General features: G+C 32.6%; 17 protein-coding genes. 7 read left to right on the top strand and 10 right to left on the bottom strand.

Annotated elements, in window-relative coordinates:
- Positions 1–12 precede the first annotated feature (12 nt).
- From thrC to thrA, 3 genes are read right to left on the bottom strand one after another with little or no spacing between them, the layout of a single operon-like run.
- On the bottom strand, positions 13–1,293 hold the full coding sequence (thrC, locus tag Q0663_RS10310; protein ID WP_299010513.1) for a threonine synthase: 1,281 nt from the start codon (positions 1,291–1,293) through the stop codon (positions 13–15).
- Between the two features lie 49 nt (positions 1,294–1,342).
- On the bottom strand, positions 1,343–2,272 hold the full coding sequence (locus Q0663_RS10305; RefSeq protein ID WP_299010510.1) for a homoserine kinase: 930 nt from the start codon (positions 2,270–2,272) through the stop codon (positions 1,343–1,345).
- A 2-nt stretch (positions 2,273–2,274) separates the two neighbouring features.
- Positions 2,275–4,719, bottom strand: a complete 2,445-nt coding sequence (thrA, locus tag Q0663_RS10300; protein ID WP_299010507.1) for a bifunctional aspartate kinase/homoserine dehydrogenase I — start codon at positions 4,717–4,719, stop codon at positions 2,275–2,277.
- Positions 4,720–5,322: 603 nt separating this feature from the next.
- On the opposite strand from thrA, the gene Q0663_RS10295 reads away from it, so the two are divergent.
- The 3 genes from Q0663_RS10295 to Q0663_RS10285 all read left to right on the top strand — a co-directional run bounded on the left by Q0663_RS10295 (position 5,323) and on the right by Q0663_RS10285 (position 7,559).
- On the top strand, positions 5,323–5,868 hold the full coding sequence (locus Q0663_RS10295; RefSeq protein ID WP_366140442.1) for a hypothetical protein: 546 nt from the start codon (positions 5,323–5,325) through the stop codon (positions 5,866–5,868).
- Positions 5,869–6,036: 168 nt separating this feature from the next.
- Complete coding sequence (locus Q0663_RS10290) at positions 6,037–6,768, top strand: DoxX family protein (RefSeq protein ID WP_299010502.1); 732 nt, start codon at positions 6,037–6,039, stop codon at positions 6,766–6,768.
- Positions 6,769–6,989: 221 nt separating this feature from the next.
- The gene (locus Q0663_RS10285) at positions 6,990–7,559 is read left to right on the top strand and encodes a hypothetical protein (RefSeq protein WP_299010499.1); all 570 of its coding nucleotides are present in this window, start codon (positions 6,990–6,992) and stop codon (positions 7,557–7,559) included.
- Positions 7,560–7,651: 92 nt separating this feature from the next.
- Here the strand turns inward: Q0663_RS10285 and Q0663_RS10280 are convergent, their stop codons facing one another.
- Together Q0663_RS10280 and Q0663_RS10275 are read right to left on the bottom strand one after the other, a co-directional pair.
- Entirely contained in the window at positions 7,652–8,830 is a 1,179-nt protein-coding gene (locus Q0663_RS10280) for an aspartate aminotransferase family protein (protein WP_299010496.1), read from the bottom strand.
- Between the two features lie 5 nt (positions 8,831–8,835).
- A complete protein-coding gene (locus Q0663_RS10275) occupies positions 8,836–10,479 on the bottom strand; it encodes an OstA-like protein (RefSeq protein WP_299010493.1) in 1,644 nt (547 codons plus the stop codon).
- 138 nt (positions 10,480–10,617) lie between these two features.
- Between Q0663_RS10275 and Q0663_RS10270 the strand changes: the two genes are divergently transcribed.
- Positions 10,618–12,045 carry an aspartate aminotransferase family protein gene (locus Q0663_RS10270; protein WP_299010491.1) on the top strand — a complete coding sequence of 476 codons (1,428 nt, stop codon included), beginning with the start codon at positions 10,618–10,620 and terminating at the stop codon, positions 12,043–12,045.
- Between the two features lie 35 nt (positions 12,046–12,080).
- On the opposite strand, the gene Q0663_RS10265 is transcribed toward Q0663_RS10270, so the two are convergent.
- From Q0663_RS10265 to Q0663_RS10245, 5 genes are all read right to left on the bottom strand, one after another.
- Positions 12,081–12,614 carry a DUF1572 family protein gene (locus tag Q0663_RS10265; RefSeq protein ID WP_299010489.1) on the bottom strand — a complete coding sequence of 178 codons (534 nt, stop codon included), beginning with the start codon at positions 12,612–12,614 and terminating at the stop codon, positions 12,081–12,083.
- Between the two features lie 32 nt (positions 12,615–12,646).
- Positions 12,647–13,918, bottom strand: coding sequence for an adenylosuccinate synthase (locus tag Q0663_RS10260; RefSeq protein ID WP_299010486.1), 1,272 nt, complete (start codon positions 13,916–13,918; stop codon positions 12,647–12,649).
- A 23-nt stretch (positions 13,919–13,941) separates the two neighbouring features.
- Positions 13,942–14,391 carry a Fur family transcriptional regulator gene (locus tag Q0663_RS10255; protein WP_125067666.1) on the bottom strand — a complete coding sequence of 150 codons (450 nt, stop codon included), beginning with the start codon at positions 14,389–14,391 and terminating at the stop codon, positions 13,942–13,944.
- Positions 14,392–14,465: 74 nt separating this feature from the next.
- Positions 14,466–16,682 carry a bifunctional (p)ppGpp synthetase/guanosine-3',5'-bis(diphosphate) 3'-pyrophosphohydrolase gene (locus Q0663_RS10250; RefSeq protein ID WP_299010474.1) on the bottom strand — a complete coding sequence of 739 codons (2,217 nt, stop codon included), beginning with the start codon at positions 16,680–16,682 and terminating at the stop codon, positions 14,466–14,468.
- 482 nt (positions 16,683–17,164) lie between these two features.
- Positions 17,165–18,061 (bottom strand): sterol desaturase family protein, encoded by an 897-nt coding sequence (locus Q0663_RS10245; protein ID WP_299010471.1) that lies wholly within the window; start codon positions 18,059–18,061, stop codon positions 17,165–17,167.
- A gap of 123 nt (positions 18,062–18,184) precedes the next feature.
- Between Q0663_RS10245 and rpsF the strand changes: the two genes are divergently transcribed.
- The 3 genes from rpsF to rplI are packed head-to-tail and all read left to right on the top strand — an operon-like array spanning position 18,185 to position 19,288.
- Complete coding sequence (gene rpsF / locus Q0663_RS10240; RefSeq protein WP_099214475.1) at positions 18,185–18,526, top strand: 30S ribosomal protein S6; 342 nt, start codon at positions 18,185–18,187, stop codon at positions 18,524–18,526.
- A 3-nt stretch (positions 18,527–18,529) separates the two neighbouring features.
- Positions 18,530–18,826 carry a 30S ribosomal protein S18 gene (gene rpsR / locus Q0663_RS10235; RefSeq protein ID WP_028892048.1) on the top strand — a complete coding sequence of 99 codons (297 nt, stop codon included), beginning with the start codon at positions 18,530–18,532 and terminating at the stop codon, positions 18,824–18,826.
- A gap of 15 nt (positions 18,827–18,841) precedes the next feature.
- Positions 18,842–19,288, top strand: a complete 447-nt coding sequence (rplI, locus tag Q0663_RS10230) for a 50S ribosomal protein L9 (protein ID WP_047788887.1) — start codon at positions 18,842–18,844, stop codon at positions 19,286–19,288.
- The last annotated feature ends 438 nt before the right edge of the window (positions 19,289–19,726 follow it).

Here is a 19,726-nt window from a genome sequence, read left to right as displayed (position 1 = left end):
GCATTTTTGGTTTTAAGCATTTAAAAAATCTTTCAATTCTTGATAGGAACTAATTTGTATAGCTTCTTTTTGTTTATCTATAACAGATACTATTTGAGGTGGAATTTCAACAGTTACATTTAAAACTTCTTCTACAACATCTAAAAATTTTACGGGATGTGCTGTTTCTAAGAAAATTCCATACTCATTTTGTAATCCGTATTTTTTCAAACCTAAATATCCAACAGCTCCATGCGGATCGGCAATATAACTTGAGTTCTTATAGATGTTTTTCATAACCTTACGAGTTTCATCATCAGAAAAAGAAAAAGAAGAAAATGCAGCTTTTAAAAGCGCTAAATCGTTATTAAATAATTCTTGAATTCTGATAAAATTACTTGGATTTCCAATGTCCATGGCATTGGATATAGTTGCTTTAGATGGTTTAGGTTGATATTCACCACTTACTAAGTAGTTAGGAACCGTATCATTCACATTGGTTGCAGCCACAAAATGTTTGATAGGTAACCCTAGTTTTTGTGCCATAATTCCTGCGCAAATATTCCCGAAATTTCCACTAGGTACTGAAAAAACAATTTCTTTATGTTGCTTATAAACTTGTTTATAGGCAAAGAAAAAGTAAAACATTTGGGGTAACCAACGAGCAATATTAATAGAGTTTGCTGAGGTTAACGTACGATTGATTTCAGCATCTAAAAAAGCAGTTTTAACCATATCTTGACAATCATCAAAAACACCATCAACCTCTAAAGCAGTAATGTTTTGTCCTAAAGTAGTCAATTGCTTCTCTTGAATATCACTTACTTTTCCGCTAGGGTAGAGGATGACCACATCTACACCTTTTACTCCTAAAAATCCATTAGCAACAGCACCTCCAGTATCGCCTGAAGTAGCTACCAATACGGTTACTTGTTGATCTTTATTGCGATTAAAGTACCCTAAGCAACGTGCCATAAAACGAGCACCCACATCCTTAAAAGCCATGGTAGGTCCGTGAAATAATTCTAGTGAACCGATATTTTCTTCAATAGATACCACAGGAAACTCAAAATTGATGGTTTCTTTAATGATTTTTTGTAAAATGTCTTTCGGAATTTCATCACCTACAAATTGTTTGATGGCTTCGTAAGCAATCTCTTCATTAGAATACTCACCAATATTATCAATAAATTCTTTAGGTAATGGCGTAATGTTTTCAGGAAAATACAATCCTCTATCAGGAGCTAATCCGTTTACAACAGCTTCTTCAAAGCTAACGTTAGGTGATGTATGATTGAGACTATAATAGTTCATAACTTTGTATTTGTTTTTCACTTAGACTACGCTCAGTGAACATTTTATATTAGTTAGTTTCTAAAATTTTAATTCCTTCTGTATTGATTTTTGAAAGAATCATGTTAAAATCAATTTGTTTGTCTTGATACGTGTTTTGAATGGTTTTGTAAACGTTTTCGGCAGTTGCATCTCCTTTACATAAAGTGAAAATTGTAGGGCCAGAACCTGAAATTCCTGCCCCCAAAGCTCCTGCCTTATTTGCTTGTTGTTTTACTTCGTCAAAATGTGGAATCAGATGTTTACGAGCAGGTTCAACAATGATATCTGTTAAAGAGTCTGCGATTAATTGATAATCGTTGGTATACAATCCACTAATCAATCCGCCAACATTCGCCCATTGTGTAACTGCATCTTTTAAAGGAACTTCTTTCGGCAATACCTCTCTAGCGTCTTTGGTTTTTACTTCAACTTGAGGATGGATAGCCACCACTCTTAAATCAGCAGGCACAGGAATTTTTACAATACTCAAAGGTTTGTAACTACGTACCAATGTAAAACCACCATAAATAGCGGCAGAAACATTATCAGCAATCGGAGTTCCGCAAGTAGCTTCTTCTCCTAACATCGAAAATTGTGTTAGCTCAAGAGGAGAGAAGCTATTTCCTAATAACTGATTTACACCAAACGAAGCTCCCGCAGCACTGGCAGCACTACTTCCTAAACCACTTCCTGGAGTATATCCTTTGTGAATGGTGATGTCGATACCAAAATCAACTGGATGCTTTTCTAACATCGCTAGCGCAACCACTCCCGCAGCATTTATTTGTGGGTCAGATGGTAAATCAGCTCCAGTTATTTTTGTGATTTTAACACCTTTGGTAATTGTTTTGGTAAAAGTCATCGTATCACCAACCGTTTCGAGCGCTAAGCCTAAAGCATCAAATCCGCAGGAAACATTGGCAACGGTTGCTGGTGAAAATATTTTTAAATAGTTCATTTTTATATATTATTTCCAATTCGTATGACATCAGCAAAAATTCCAGAAGCAGTTACTTCAGCACCTGCACCGGCTCCTTTTATTTGTAAGGGATTTACAGGATATCTATCTGTAAAAAACAATACGATATTGTCGCTACCTTCTAAATTGTAAAAAGGATGATCAAACGGAATGTGTTGTAAGCCAACACTTGCTTTTCCATCATTGAATTCAGCAACATATTTTAAACGACAATTTTTATCGGCAGCTTCTTTATATACTTGTTGAAAATGGCTTTCAAACTCGGTTAAAGAAGCATAAAAATCATCATTATTAGTAGTTTTTAAACTCTTTTCAGGTAAAAAAGCATTGTTTTCAATACCTGAAAGCTCTAGTTCATAACCACTTTCACGCGCAAGAATTAATATTTTTCTGGCTACATCAACACCACTCAAATCAATTTTAGGATCCGGTTCGGTGTATCCTTGTTCTTGTGCTTGTTGTACGACATCCTGAAAATAAATACTTTCATTAAAATTATTGAAAACAAAGTTTAAAGAGCCCGATAACACCGCTTGTATTTTATGCACTCGATCACCAGAAGCAATTAAGTTTTTAAGCGTATCAATAATAGGTAAACCAGCACCCACATTGGTTTCAAATAAAAATGGTGCACTGTATTTTCGTGAAATGTGTTTTAACTTTTTATAATTGTTGAGTTCAGAAGCACAGGCTATTTTATTGCAAGTAACCACCCCTATATTGTTGGCTAAATAGTGTTCGTATATTTCAGAAACTTTTTGATTGGCTGTATTGTCAATAAAAACTGAATTACGAAGGTTCAACGCTTTTGTTCTTTGGAAAAAAAGCTCTAAAGAACTTTTTTCTCCGTTTTGTAATTGCTCTTTCCATGATTTTAAGCTGATACCACCTTCATCAAAAACCATTTGTTTAGAATTGGAAATCCCTACAACACGTACATTCAGTTTTAACTGTTCTTTTAAGTATTTTTTCTGCTGGTGGATTTGTGCTAAAAAGCGCTCCCCAACATTTCCTACACCCGTAACAAACAAGTTTAATTGCTTTATATTCTCTTCAAAGAACTGTTCGTGTAGCGTATTTAATGCTTTTTTGGCATCTGAACTATTGATAACAGCAGAAATATTTTTTTCCGAAGCACCTTGGGCAATGGCACGAATATTTACGTTGTTTTTGCCTAAAGAACTGAACATTTGTCCGCTCAAACCTTGGTGATTTCTCATGTTGTCACCTACTAAAGCAATAATTGCCAACCCTTGTTCTATACTAATCGGGTCTATTTTATGACGCTCTATTTCAAAAGCGAAAGCTTCGTTAATTTTTAAGGCTGCTTTTTCGGCGTCTTCATCATAAATCCCTACACAAATAGAGTGTTCAGAAGAAGCTTGCGTAATTAATACCACATTGATATTATGTGTAGATAATGTTTCGAATAAGCGTTTAGAAATGCCAGAAACACCTACCATGCCACTTCCTTCTAAGGTTAATAGCGTAATATTTTCGATATGAGAAATTCCTTTTACAGGTTTTCCGTTTTCGGTAATTTTAGAAATGAGTGTTCCTACATTTTCAGGTTCAAAAGTGTTTTTTATACGGATAGGAATTTCCTTTTCCAACACCGGTTGAATGGTAGGAGGGTAGATAACTTTTGCTCCAAAATGTGACAATTCCATGGCTTCTTGATACGAAATATGTGGAATAGGAAATGCCTGCTTTACCATATGCGGGTTTGCAGTGTACATTCCACTAACATCTGTCCATATTTGTAATTCATTAGCATTTATAGCAGCGGCATAAATAGCCGCAGAATAATCGGACCCCCCGCGTCCTAAAGTAGTTGATTTCCCTTCTTTTGTACGAGCTATAAACCCAGGTAACAAAGTTACTTGGTGCTTATTTTTGTCAAAATACTCCTTGCAATTGGCGTTGGTTAGTTGAAAATCAACTTGTGCTTTATCAAAAGCGTTGGAAGTGATGATTAATTCTCTACTGTCTTTATATACTACATCCAGTTGTTTACTAGCTATACTTGCTATGATATAAGAAGACAATAACTCACCAAAACCACTAATGGTAGCTAGTGTTTTAGGGGTAATTTCGTTTAGTAACAAACAACCTTCTAACAAGGTTTTTAATTGCTTAAAAAGAGAGTTAACATGTTTTTTAACTTCTTCTTGTTGATTATCAGTGACTAATTTTTCAATTACTTCAAAATGCAATTGCTCAACTTCTTGGTAGCTTTCAAGGTAATTAGCATTATTTTGAGCAGCTTTTTCTGCCGAAGCAATAAGTTTATTCGTTGTTTTACCAAAAGCAGAAACTACCACAATAAGTGGACTGTTTACAGAGGCATTGGCAACAATTTGTACTACTTTTTCTATATTTTGAAGATTGGCTACAGATGAACCACCAAATTTTAAAACGTTCATTTTAAAAAGGATAATAAATTAAAAATAAGATTTTTTAAGCTATTTATCTGTTTTCAAGTCTTTTGAAAAAATAAATATATACGGAAATGCTATGTAGAAAAATAACCCCTAAAGGGTTGTAGTAATAATTGTAGTTGTAGTGCCAACAAAAGAAGCCGTAATATTTACAGCTGGAATATAGATGATATTTCTTTTGTTGTTAAACATTGGGCTAAAATTATAAATTATTTTTAAAAAACAAGTGCATATGTTCTTTTTTTACGAAAAACCTTTTTTGATTGTACATAAAATACAACTATATTGCTAAAAAAATAAAAAGAATAGAATTGCTAAGAAATTTTGCATATCCTGCCAAAAAAGGAGTATCACGGTAAGTTTATTCTGTATATAAACTAGTTGTATGCAAGCTGAAAAACGGATTACCAATTAATGGATTTAACTGTAAAAGAAACATATAATCGACCATTTATATTTATTCCAAAAACAATTTTGTGGATTATTAAACAACGAGATTTAGAAAAGAATAATGATAATTTGATTGGAATAAATTCTTCAATTATTCTCAATTTGACATCCTTGATTGAATCGTTCAATAAAGAACTAATGATTAGTTGGATTAAGAATCATATATCAAAATCTGAAACTTCATCTGAACTTGAAAAAGATGAAATGCCAAATAGGGATATTTCAAAGGGAGAGTTTTTATTAGAACGATTAACAGACGAATTAATTCTAGAAATAGAATCTTCTGAATGGAACAAGCAACTAAAATTATTCACTAAAATAACAAACAACGAAATAAATCATATAATTGAGAAAGAAACTCTCAATGGAATGAATCAATTATTTAAATATAGAAACATTCTAACTCACGGAAACAAATTAAGTTTAATAGAATGGACTTATGACCAAAAGACATCTGAAAGGTTAGAACCCAATAAATTTGAAGGAATATTTACTTTCTTAAAACAGCAAAACCTTGTTTCTGGAAAATTAAAAGATGTAAAATCAGATATTTTTGAATTGACTTTTTCAAACGAAGTAGTTGACTATTTTATTACCGTCATAAATGAGTATTTTAATGAGGTAAAAAAATCATTTGGAATGTCTGTTGAAATTAACAAAACTCTATTTGAATTGAAAATATAGAAAAAGCCAGCATACAACACCGGCTATAGTTCATTGCTCCTGACTTTCCTTGCGGAAAGTCCTCGCAAATTTGCTGTCTTCGGTTTACGGCGGAAAATCCTCGCGGATTTTCACGCAACGAAACCATAGCCAAACCGTTGTGCGTAATCTAATAAAAATCGTGAATAATTGAACAATCTGACTAAATTCGACCAATTTTACCTGAAAATAAAAGCAAACAGATGGTATTGGTATTTTTCAATTTTTTGCCGACTGACTTTAGCTCTTGGATTTATAGTTGCGGGAATAACAAAAATAATTGACGAACGATTTGCTAGCGGATTGTCGGAAATTCATCCGATGGGAGAATATCTAACAGCACTGCATCGCACAGGATATTATTATCACTTCATTGGTTATGCTCAAGTTTTTTCAGCCGTTTTATTGCTAGTACCTCGAACTGTTACTTTAGGAGCAATACTCTATTTTCCAATAATAGTGAATATTTGTATTCTTTCTTTCGCTGTACGATTTGAAGGTTCATTTATTTCTGCACCATTAATGGTTTTAGCAAATTTGTATATTCTCGTTTGGAATTATGACAAGTTAAAATATATTTTACCATTTAAAAATATACAAGATTATGGTATTGTAAAGCGACCAAAAAAATGGAACAATAAATTCCCATTTCTGTTTTTTGGTGGAGTTGCTTTAACCTTTGGACTTACAATTTTAATGTTTCTAAAAGGATTTGATATTATGCCAAGAAATTCATTATCCGATTGTAAAAAACAATATGCTAATACTAAATATGAGAATATTGGAAATGAATTTTGTGAGTGTATTCATTCAAAAGGCAATGAGTTAGATGACTGTTTAGAAAATTTTTCGGAAAATAAAAAAAGAATGGAAAAGAATTAAAAGCGGAAAAGACTACGCATAACAACTTATGTGGCTCATAACTAATAAGTTGCTTAATAGAAGTTAAGCCATATTTGCAAAGTCGTCAAATTTTTAAATTTGACGATTTCCAATAAAAAAGATAAATAGCAAAATTTAAAAATCTGACTTGTGCTTAACCGAAAAACAGTAATTTAAAACCCGTAACTGACGGTTATACGAGCCGTTAGCTGTAATTAAAGATGAAAATTGAAACAATCTTTAAAAATTTAAAGGAAGACCTTCAATCAATAAACGAGAGGTCAAACGAAAGACTGCTAAAAGAGGAACAAGTTAGGTCGAGTATTTACTGTTCTTTGAGAAATCAAGGATATATTGTTGCTGCCGAGAGGAATTTTGATAAAAACTCTGAAATCGAATGTGATTTAGTTTTCTGGAACGATTCTAACAAAGAATCTTGGATGGAAATTAAAACTGCGAGATACTCTAATCTTAAAGGAGACGTAAGACGATTAGATAAAAATGGAAAAGATACTTGGAATAATAATCAAAGAGGACAATTTCAAAGCTGGATAAAAGATATTGAGAAACTAAAAAAAATAGAAAACAAGGAGTTCCCAAAATATTTTGTGCTGGTCGAACAATGTAATGAAGAGTCTCTTTTTGACAAATTGTTAAATAAAAACTTATATGATATTAGGAATTATTTTGAGAATATCAACTATAATAAAATAGTGTTTGACCTAAAATGGAACAAAGCTCCAGTTGACAAATGCATTGTACGGATATTTGACTTAAAAAACTACAGCTAACAAAGTATCTTATGAAAAGCACTAGTCCAGTTTTTCAAAGTTAGTATTTCACTCTGTAATTGTCTATTTTATAGAGGTGAATCGTTGATAAATTATAACTTATCCAACTCACTTATAATAAGGTCACACCCTTTTTTTAGTTCTTCATCAGAAATAGTGAGTGGAGGCGTAATACGAATTGCTCTTCCTTCAAAAAGTAACCAGAATAAAATCAAGCCTTTGTCTAAACAGTTTAAAATTACTTGCGAGGCAGCTTCAGGAGTATCTACTAATAAAGCAAGCATTAATCCTTTACCTCTAATTTCTTTAACCGCAGGATGATTCTTAAAGGCATTACGAATAATTTTTTCTTTTCGTAAGGCTTCTTCCATTAAGTTAGAGGAAGTGATTTCTTGTACCGTAGCTAAACCAGCACTCGCAATTATAGGATGTCCGCCAAACGTAGTAATATGTCCTAATTTTGGGTGTTCTTTTAAACAATCCATCACTTCAAAAGAAGCAATAAAAGCGCCGATTGGCATCCCACCACCTAAACCTTTACCCGTAATGATGATATCTGGAGTAACGTTGTAATTTTCAAACCCCCAAAAGGTTCCTGTACGTCCAACTCCAGACTGGATTTCATCTAAAATTAATAAGGCTCCAACCTCTTCACAGCGTTGTTTTACTTTTGTTAAGTAGTTGTTTTGTGGCTCGATAAATCCAGCACCTCCTTGAATGGTTTCAAGGATAACACCTGCTGTATTGTTAGTGATTTTTTCTAAATCTACTTCGTTGTTATATTCAATAAACTTAGTTCCTGGAATTAACGGACGAAATGCACGGTTTTGTTGCTCTGCTCCGCAAACACTCATAGCACCTTGCGTATTTCCGTGATAGGCGTTTTTAGCGGCAATAATTTCACTTCTACCAGTAAAACGTTTGGCTAATTTTAAAGCACCTTCAGTAGCTTCTGTACCAGAATTTACCAAATAAACAGATGAAAGGTTAGGAGGTAAGGTAGCTGCTAAAGCTTTGCACAATTCTACTTGTGGTTTTTGAATGAATTCTCCATACACCATTACGTGTGTATATTGCGCTAACTGATTTTTTATAGCCTCGTTTACCTTTGGATGATTATGCCCTAAACTGTTAGCAGAAACCCCCGCCACGAAGTCTAACATAGCTTTTCCGTTGCTGTCATAAATATAACTACCGTTAGCATGTGAAATTTCAATAGCTAATGGATGTGGAGTAGTTTGTCCTTGGTGTTTTAAAAAATCGTCTTTCACAGGAATTATTTTAATTCTTTAAGATTTGGCTTTTTTCGTTTTCTGGTCTCTTTTTTAGAAGATTCCTTTAAAAAGTTTTCTTTTGCTTCTTTTACAACGTCTAACTCCTTTTTTTCTCTTGTTGGAGCAGTGTTAGTGGTGTCTTTTACAAAAATGTCTTCAACACTTAAGGGTTGCTCATCACCACGCCATAAAAACCCTTTAAATTTATGTTCTTCTGAAGGGAATTCAGAAGGAGGGTAAGTTGTTCCTTCCGATTTTTTAAAATACTTAGTTTGCGCAATTTCTCCGTCTTCTAAAATAAACTCAATATCACTCGCTATTTCTTTGGTAATGGTTTCAAGCTTCTGTGTTTCATCATTATTATTGAAGTATAATGATTCAGCATTACCAATAACCATCATCGTACGTAGCTCATCATCTTCAAACTTTCCATAGATATTTCGACCTTTTATTTGGTTGAAATTTTCTTTATGAATTGAATCTTGCTGAATCATAAAAGCATTTTGAAGTACTTTTAAGGAATCTAGCTTATTAGTTTCTTTATTGGTTAATAATTGAATACTATCTCCTGTAATTTGACTGTTTTTAGACCATAAAATAGGTCTTTTAAACATTCGTGTTAGCCCTGTTTCTTGGCTGGTGTGAATAGAATCGCACTTTCCTTGTAAGTCAGATTTGAATATTTTTACGTTGTTAAAAATACGTACAATTCGTTTTTCAGGTTTTCCGGTAAGTAAAATTTTATCACCAGCAACGTGCATTGAATCTTTTTCAAAAACAGAAATAGCAACGGCTCTATCAATAATGAATAAAGAATCTTTCTGCTCGTATAACTCTGCATAGTTTCCTTTTGCAACCATGTTCTGAACAGTATCAACCACTTTGATGTTGTTGGTAGCAGAAGCAAAGCCTTTTCGTTTATCATAGTACAAACTGTCGGCAGAAACAGTACGTTCTTTTAAAAATAATTTGGCGTTTTTTACGAAGTAAGAAATATCGGTATTGGTGTCGTAAAAACCTCTTTCAGAATATACTTTGGTACTGTCTTTTAAATTGGTAATAGTACTAGGACCATATAAATAGGCTAGCTGTGTATTGGTATAATAATCTAAATGGTCAGATTCTAAATGATTTTCAGGGTTTACAACAGTTACTTTTGATTGTGCAGTGAATTTTTTATCTCTTAAAAGGTAGGTTCCTTTTACACTTTTTAGGGTGTTTTTGGTATCTCTAATTGTTCCTCCATTAGGATAATGTAGTACTTGGTTAACTCTGTCAAAATGAAGTGTATCAGTTTTTAACGTCATTTCTTTATCGTTAATTTCTACATTACCCCAAGATTTCGCTTTTTTCGTATTTCCGTTATAAGTAGCAAAATCACTGTATTGAATAATTGTGTCTCCTTGTTCAATTACTACTTCACCAATGGCTTTAAATAAGTTTTTGTCTTTATATAATAAGGCTCTTTGGCAATCTAGCGTAGCACCTTCGTGAGACATTTTTACCTTACCAATTAGCAAGGTTGCCCCAGGGTACTTGCTTTCATCAGCGGTACTTAGTTCAGTAGAAAGGATTTTGATTTTTTTTGTTTGAGAAAAACTTACAACAGAGAATAATATAAAAGCTAGTAGAAATAGTTTCTTCAAAATAATACGATTTAATGCACAAAAATAATGAAAAGAACATGCCAAAAATCTTAATAAAGAAATAAAATTATCAAGATAAATAAAAGGTTGTCTTTTAGTAAATGGTTAATTTTGTAGCAAATTAAAAAATATGAAGATATGAGCGCTCATTTTGATTTATCAAAAGAAGAGATGAAATCTTACGGATATAAAATAGTTGATATAATTGCTGAACACTGGGATACTTTAGACAAGAAAAAACCTGTTGCAAGTGCTACCAGAAAAGAAATGGATAGCATTTTCTTACAAGAAGCACCTGCAGAAGGTATGCCTGCTGAAAAAGTGTTAGACTTTGTGATGGATAACGTAATGCCTAATAGTACCGTTGTTTCACATCCTAAAGCTTTTTCATTTGTGCCAGGACCTAGTAATTTTATTAGTACGATGGCTGATAGTTTAGCCACTGGATTCAATATTTTTTCTGGTGGATGGATGGTTTCTCCAGCAGCAGCTGAGTTAGAAATTGTAACAATGAACTGGTTACTAAAAATGTACAATTTTCCTGTTGAAAAAGGAGGGGGGATTTTTACTAGTGGTGGTTCTATGGCAAACTTAACCGCTTTGGCTACAGCAAGACGTTTAAAGTGTGGAGATGATTTTTCTAAGGCAGTTATTTATTTGTCAGATCAAGCACACTCTTCAAACATTAAAGCGATTCGCGTTTTAGGGTTTAAGAAAGAACAAATTCGAATTTTACCTACAGATATCGAATTCAGAATTAGTATCAACAAGTTAAAGAATGCGATAGCAAAAGACAGATTAGAGGGCTTACAACCGTTTTGTTATATAGCTTCAGCAGGAACAACGAATACAGGTACTGTAGATCCATTAAATGATATTGCAGATATCTGTGAAGAAGAAAATCTTTGGTTTCATATTGATGGAGCTTATGGTGGAGCAGCAATCTTATCTGAAAAAGGAGCTAAAGCTTTACGAGGTATAGAACGAGCAGATTCGTTAACGGTAGATCCGCATAAATGGTTTTATCAACCTTATGAAATAGGATGTTTATTAGTAAAAGACTCTTCTTGGTTAAGTAATACATTTAGTGAAAAACCTGAGTATTTACGTGATATTGAAGGAAATGAATCTGAAATTAATTTTTATGACTACGGAATTCAGTTAACAAGACGTTTAAGAGCATTAAAGTTTTATATGTCTATTAAAACTTATGGGTTAGATACTTTTAAACAGGCAGTAAGTTATAACATTCAGTTAGCGGACGATGTAGAAAAGATGCTACGTAAAAGTAGAAACTGGGAAATTATTTCTCCAGCTACGTTGGCAGTTATCAACTTCAGATATAACCCTATCGGGTTAGACTTATCAGAAAAAGAGCTAGATAAATTAAATCAGCAGATATCTCAGAGGGTAATGGATTCTAGGGAGGCACTATTAGTTACTACAATACTTAATAAACAAGTAGTATTGAGAATGTGTTTAATTAATCCGAAAACTACAATGGAAGATGTTAAAGAAACCTTAGAGTTGTGTCATCAATTTGGAGAGAAAATTTTAAATAGCTAGAAATAAAAAAGGGAAGTTAATTAACTTCCCTTTTTTTATTTTGAGTTTTTTTCAAACTGAGCCTGTGTAAACTCTTTAGATTTTCCTTTGGCAATAGAAGCTGTTTGCCATTTATCGTTTAAAATCATCTTATCTACATAAGCTATTTGACCAATATGATAAGGAAAATGAACTATTTGCCTAGTAATACTTTCAATTAACTTAACTTGTTTATTTCTGATAAGAATAGGTTGATTGAAGTTTTCTTCGTTTAAAGAGTCTAAAGCAGTAAAAAGACAGTTCCAACCCTTTTCCCATTGAGCAATCAATTCTTTTTTTGATAAATCATGAGTTTCAAACTCAGCATCTCTATTTCTCCATTCTTTTTCTCCGTCAGAAGTAAAAAAGTCCGTCCAACGTGACAGCATATTTTCTGATATATGAACAATAATAGCAGCTATACTGTTACTTTCTTCATTGTATTTCCAGTGTAAGTCTTTTTCTTCTAATTGAGCAATCGTTTTATCAGCTACTTCTTTATACGATTTAAACTGTGTACTAATGTTCTCTAAATATTCTTTTACTATCATAAAAAAGGAGCTCAATTGAGCTCCTTAAATTTTTATCTATTAATTGTTTGTTTTCTATCAGGTCCTACTGAAACTATTTTTACAGGTACACCCGTTTCTTTTTCAATAAACGCGATGTAGTCTAATAAGTTTTGAGGCAAATCATCAGCAGAAGTCATTTTTGTTAAATCATCTTCCCAACCTTTGAATTCTGTATAGTTTACACTTACATTTTCTGGCTCAATATTATAAGGTAAGTGAGAAATTTCTTCTCCTTTATAGTTGTAAGAAGTACAAACTTTTAAAGTGTCAAAACCAGATAAGACATCACCTTTCATCATCATTAATTGCGTAACACCGTTTACATCAACAGCATACTTTAAAGCAACTAAATCTAACCATCCACAACGACGAGCACGTCCAGTTGTAGCTCCAAATTCATGACCAACTTTCGCCATAGTAGCTCCGTCTTCGTCAAATAATTCAGTAGGGAAAGGTCCAGAACCTACACGAGTAGTGTATGCTTTAAAAATACCGAAAACTTCACCAATTCTGTTAGGAGCAACTCCTAAACCAGTACAAGCACCAGCTGCAGTAGTGTTAGATGAAGTTACAAACGGATACGTTCCAAAATCGATGTCTAATAACGATCCTTGAGCTCCTTCAGCTAAAATAGTTTTACCTTCTTTAATAGCGTTGTTTAAAAACTCTTCAGAATCAATAAACTGTAATGTTTTTAATTTTTCAATTCCTCTAGAAAACTCAGCTTCTAACTCGTCTAAATCGTAATCGATTTGAACATCAAAGTATGCTAACATACTTAAATGCTTTTCAGTTAAAGCTCTATATTTTTCTTTCCAGTTGTCTAACTCTAAATCACCAACACGCATTCCGTTTCTACCAGTTTTGTCCATATAAGTAGGTCCAATTCCTTTTAAAGTAGAACCGATTTTTGCTTTTCCTTTTGAAGTTTCAGAAGCTGCGTCTAATAATCGGTGCGTTGGTAAAATTAAGTGTGCTTTACGAGAAATTAATAATTTAGAAGTATAATCAATATTATGCTTATCTAAGTTTTCTAATTCTTTTTGAAAGATAACAGGGTCAATAACCACTCCGTTACCTACTACGTTTAAAGCTGTTTTATGAAAAATACCTGAAGGAATGGTATGTAATACATGTTTGTTTCCATCAAAAATTAGTGTGTGACCAGCATTTGGACCTCCTTGAAAACGCGCGATTATATCGTAGTTTTTTGTTAAAACGTCTACAATCTTACCTTTTCCCTCGTCTCCCCATTGTAGTCCGAGTAATAAATCTACTGCCATTTAGTGTGTTGTTAAGTGTGTTTTTATTTGTTGTTTCTTTTTGTTCCGTAGAAATAAAGTGAATGGTTGTGAATGTCTATATCAAAAACATCCTCAATTGTTTTTTTGATAATCTGAATTCTTGGGTCGCAAAACTCTTTTACTTCACCACTATCAGTAAGTATTACATGGTCGTGATTTTTGTCGAAGTAACTTTTTTCGTAACGCGCCATTGATTGACCTTCAAACTGATGTTTACGAACCAAACCACAGTCTAACAATAAATCCATCGTATTATAAAGCGTAGCTCTACTTACACGATAGTTTTTGTTTTTCATCTTAATGTATAAAGATTCGATATCAAAATGCTCATCAGCATCGTAAATCTCTTGTAAAATAGCGTAACGTTCTGGTGTTTTACGGTGCTTATTCTCTTCTAAAAAAGAAGTGAATACTTTTTTTACAATTTCTTGATTTTCGGCTGAATTACTCATTTATTTTTAAATTTTACGAAAGGACAAATTTACGTTTATTTCTTGATAAAATACAAGGATGTTAAAAATGAAATTTACAAAGTATTAACACGCTCAACTTTTTGAACGCCTTCCACTTGTTTCATGTTATTAATTAATTTATCTAGTTGAGTCTTGTTTTTTACACTTAACGATAGTTTTCCATCAAACACACCATTGTCTCCAGAAATATTAATGCTATGAATAAATACATCCATACTATTTGAAATTATTCTAGTAATGTTATTTACGATTCCTTTATTATCCATACCAGAAAGGTGCAAAATAGCTGTAAACTCTTGCTTGGTAGAATCAATCCATTTAGCAGGCATAATTCTATAAGCGTAGTTTGATTGTAACGAAATAGCATTAGGGCAATCATTTTTATGTACCTTTATTCCCTCATTAATAGTAACAAACCCGAAAACTTTATCACCTGGAATAGGAGAACAACATTTAGCTAAAGTATAATCTAACGTTTGCTCTTCTTTACCAAAAACTAAAGCATCATATTTGTTTGTAACTTCTTCTTTTTCTGATATTTCTTTTGATGGAGAACGTCTAAAGGTATTTTTGATAAATCCCATAAGACGATTACTTCTTTGAGCAACAAACTCTTTAAGCTGTGTGTTGTCTATAGCACCATTACCAACTCGATAAAATAAGTCGAAGCTAGTTTTTAGTCCAAAATAACTTGCTAATTCATGAATAACCTTTTCACTAGAATTGATTTTTAAATGACGCAGCTTTCGTTGTAAAATAGCTTTTCCTTCTTCTGCTATTTTCTTTTCCTCAGCCTTTAAAGCCGATTTAATTTTAGCTCTAGCTCTTGCGGTTAGTACAAAATCTAGCCAACGTACATTAGGTTTATTGTTAGCCGCAGTAAGAACTTCAACTTGATCTCCACTTTTTAATTCGTGACTTAACGGCACTAGCTTTCCGTTTACTTTTGCCCCACGACATTTTAATCCAACATCGGTATGTACAGAAAAGGCAAAATCTAATGCAGATGCACCTTTAGGAAGTGATTTTAAATCTCCTTTAGGAGTAAAGACATAAATTTCTTTGGCATAAAGGTTTAGTTTAAAATCTTCAACAAAATCTACAGCGTCTAAACTCTGGTTTTCTAAACTTTCTTTTAAACGATTTAACCATTCTTCTAGGCCATTTTCTTTAACAGACCCTTGTTTGTATTTAAAATGAGCAGCATAACCTTTTTCGGCTATTTCATCCATTCTGTCTGAGCGAATTTGTACTTCTACCCATTTTGCTTGAGGACCAATGACCGTAATATGTAGTGCTTCATACCCTGTAGATTTTGGTTGAGAAATCCAATCGCGTAAACGGGCAGGGTTAGGTTTAAAAAAGTCTGTAACGATTGAGTATATTTTCCAAGCATCAAACTTTTCATCGCCCGAAGAAGGCTCATAAACAATTCGAATAGCAAACTTGTCATATACTTCATCAAAAGTTACATTTTGTTTTCGCATTTTTCTTCGGATAGAAAAAATAGATTTAAAACGTCCTTTTATATCATAATTAAACTCTTCATTATCTAAGGCCTCTTTTAAAATCCCCGTAAAGCTGTCGATATATTTTTGTTGATCCTCTTTACTTTCTTTAATTTTAGTTAAAATATCTTGATACACATCTGGTTCAGTATATTTTAGTCCTAAATCTTCTAACTCGGTTTTAATGTTGTATAAACCTAAACGATGTGCAAGAGGAGCATAAATGTACAAGGTTTCAGATGCTATTTTTACCTGTTTGTGAGGAGGCATCGAATCCATAGTTTGCATATTGTGCAACCTATCAGCTATTTTGATAAGTATTACTCGAACATCATCATGTAATGTGAGTAACATTTTTCTAAAATTCTCTGCTTGTATAGAGTAGTCTTGTTCTTGTTTTAAGTTAGATATTTTAGTTAAACCACTAACAATGCGGGCAATGTTTTCTCCAAACAAACGCTCCATATCATCAATAGTGTAAGGTGTATCTTCAACAACATCGTGAAGTAAAGCTGCAGCAATAGAAGTAGCTCCCAAGCCTATTTCGTCAGCAACAATCTTAGCAACGGCAATAGGATGATAAATATAGGGCTCTCCTGTTTTTCTTCGCTGTTTAGAATGTGCTTCTACAGCAATGTCAAAAGCTTTACGAATCAGTTTTTTATCATCTTCAGATAAAGTTTGATACGTACCTTTTAATAATTTTTTATACCTGCTAGCTATCTCTTTGTTCTCTTCTTCTATCGTTACATTATAACTCATACACTAAAAGCTCTTGTTTGTTTTATTATGATCTAAAATAAAAGTAGTACAAAGAATTATATTGAGCAAGTTTTAAGAGTAAATGTTTACAGTTAGTTTTTTGCTTTTATAAACGATAATAACTACTAGAAGCAGAAAATAATTATAGAGAAAGAACTAAAAATAATGTACTAAACTAGGTGTTGTTATTGTTTGTTTTTTAAAATTATTGATTTTTCAACGGATACAATTTAATAAGAGGTTTTTCTAATTCAGTAGTTGTTGAAGTAGATGTAAGCTGTTAAAACACTTAACAATATATTAAAATAATCTTAAAATTAGTAACATCTAGGTTTTTTCCTGTAAGAATATTTATAGATAAGGTATAAATTTGCGATATAATTCGGAGGAGCTGACTTTACAGTATAAGTCCCCCTGAAATATCATTTAAAGATGATATTCGAACCTCCAGCATTTAAAAAAAGCTGGAGGTTTTTTTCTTTTTAAGTTTTATTTTCTTGTTTGTTTTCCCTTTCCCTGCGTAAATCTGTAGAAAGTTTTCCTGTTCCGTCATGTTTCCATCCAGGAGGTTTTATAAAATATAAAAGCCTTTTACCTAGCGTAGTTTTACTGGTAAAAACATCGGTAAACATATTATACCATTCAATAAAAGCTACTTTAATAGGATTATAAGTGTTTATATTGGTAACCAAACCATATACTGGTTTCTCAACTTCAGGTTCAAAAGTACCAAAAAGCTTATCCCAAATAATGAAAATACCAGCATGGTTTCTATCTAGATATTGAGGATTGGTTGCATGATGAACTCTATGATGGCTAGGTGTATTAAAAACTGTCTCAAACCACTTAGGCATTTTGTCAATAAGTTCGGTATGAATCCAGTATTGATACAACAAACTAATACTCATTTGGGTCACGATCATTAGTGGATGAAAACCTATAATTGCTAACGGTGCCCAAAATATAAATGTATAAAAGCTTCCTGACCAAGTTTGACGTAAAGCAGTACTTAAATTGTATTTTGTAGAAGAATGATGCACCACATGGCTAGCCCAAAACAATCTGCTTTCATGTGCAATCCTATGATTCCAGTAATAGGCAAAATCTTCAGCAAATAACAAAATCAACCAAGCCCACCAAGTAAACGGAATGGTAAACAGGTGATATTGATATAGAAATAAAAATACTCCGAATATTAATCCTTTGGTAAATAACCCTATGAAAACATTCCCTAACCCCATAGTTATGGATGTAGCAGCATCTCTAAACTCATAATCTTCTAATTTTACTTTAACGGTTAATATTACTTCAATAATAATAGTTAAAATAAAAAAAGGAATAGCATAATGAACTAAATTAGGAATTTCAGGGATTTGCATAAAAAAGAGTGTTTAGTTACAAACTTACACAAAATCATTAAATTATTTAAGTCGTAGAGTTTGTTTATGGATTAAAAAGCAGTATATTTGCAGGCTTAAAAATAAATTTTAAATAATTTAATTATGAATCATTACGAAACTGTTTTCATTTTGAATCCCGTTTTATCTGAAACTCAGATAAAGGAAGCAGTAAAGAAGTTTGAGGACTATTTACTTTCTAAAGGTGCAGAAATGATTTCTAAAGAAGATTGGGGCTTAAAAAAATTAGCTTATCCAATCGAAAAGAAAAAAAGTGGATTTTACCACTTATTTGAGTACAAAGTAGCAGGTGATGCAATTGCTCCGTTTGAATTAGAGTTTAGACGTGACGATAGCGTTATGCGTTATTTAACTGTAAAGTTAGATAAGCATGCTGCAGCTTGGGCCGAAAAGAGAAGAAACCGTGTTAAATCTGCAAAAAAGTAAGAAATGGCATCTATAGAACAACAAGCAAAAGGAAATAAGCAAGGAGAAGTACGTTACTTAACTCCGCTTGATATCGAAACTAAAAAAGAAGCTAAATACTGTCGTTTCAAGAAAAACGGTATTAAGTACATCGATTACAAAGATGCAGACTTCTTAATGTATTTAGTAAACGAACAGGGTAAAATTTTACCAAGACGTTTAACAGGAACATCATTAAAATATCAACGTAAAGTGGCACAAGCTATTAAAAGAGCTCGTCACTTAGCTTTAATGCCTTACGTTGGAGATATGTTAAAATAATAAAGAAGTAGAAACATGGAATTGATATTAAAACAAGACGTAGAAAACTTAGGTTTTAAAGACGATGTTGTAACCGTTAAGAATGGTTACGGACGTAACTACCTAATACCTCAAGGATATGCAATTTTAGCTACTTCTTCAGCTAAAAAAGTATTAGCAGAAAACTTAAAGCAACGTGCTTTTAAAGAAGCTAAATTAATAGAAGATGCTAACAAAGTAGCAGAAACTATTAAAGGTTATGAAATCAAAATAGCTTCTAAAGTAGGTTCAGGAGATAAATTATTTGGTTCAGTAAACAACATTGATGTTGCTGCAGCTTTAGCTAAGGCTGGTACTGAAGTAGATAAGAAATTTATCAAAGTTACTGGAGGTAACGTAAAAAGATTAGGAAAATACAACGCTGCTGTACGTTTACACAGAACTGTTGTAGCTGACATCGTATTTGAAGTAGTTGCTGAATAGTAACTAAATTGTTAAATACCTATTAATAAAGTATAAATCCGCTCAGTCGAGTGGATTTTTTTATTTCTTAAATTAGAGATATTAGATTTCCAGATGTTGCCCCTACTAGTTATATGCCTGATTATTAACAAGCTTCAATATATTTATTTACACCTAACTCAAACAAAACGTTTGGTTTTGATTCTAGCTTACTTTCTCGTTGGCAAATGCAGTTAGGTTTACGATATATTTTCTAAACACAAACTTTTTAAATATTTTAAATTAACCATGAAACAGCTTTTAAAATTAAAGGCTGTTTTGTTATTTTAGGGGGTTATCTTTATAAAAAAGGGGATTTTCCTATGAAAATTATAAAATATTTAAATGATATTTGTAATGTAAATAAAGATAGGGGACTTTAATTACAAAGTTTTAAAATATAGTCTTTGAGGGGTTGAT

Source organism: uncultured Tenacibaculum sp., assembly GCF_947504135.1.
Taxonomy (GTDB): Bacteria; Bacteroidota; Bacteroidia; order Flavobacteriales; family Flavobacteriaceae; genus Polaribacter.
The sequence above is the reverse complement of the archived record's forward strand: the minus strand, read 5'-3'. Positions and strand labels throughout refer to the sequence as shown.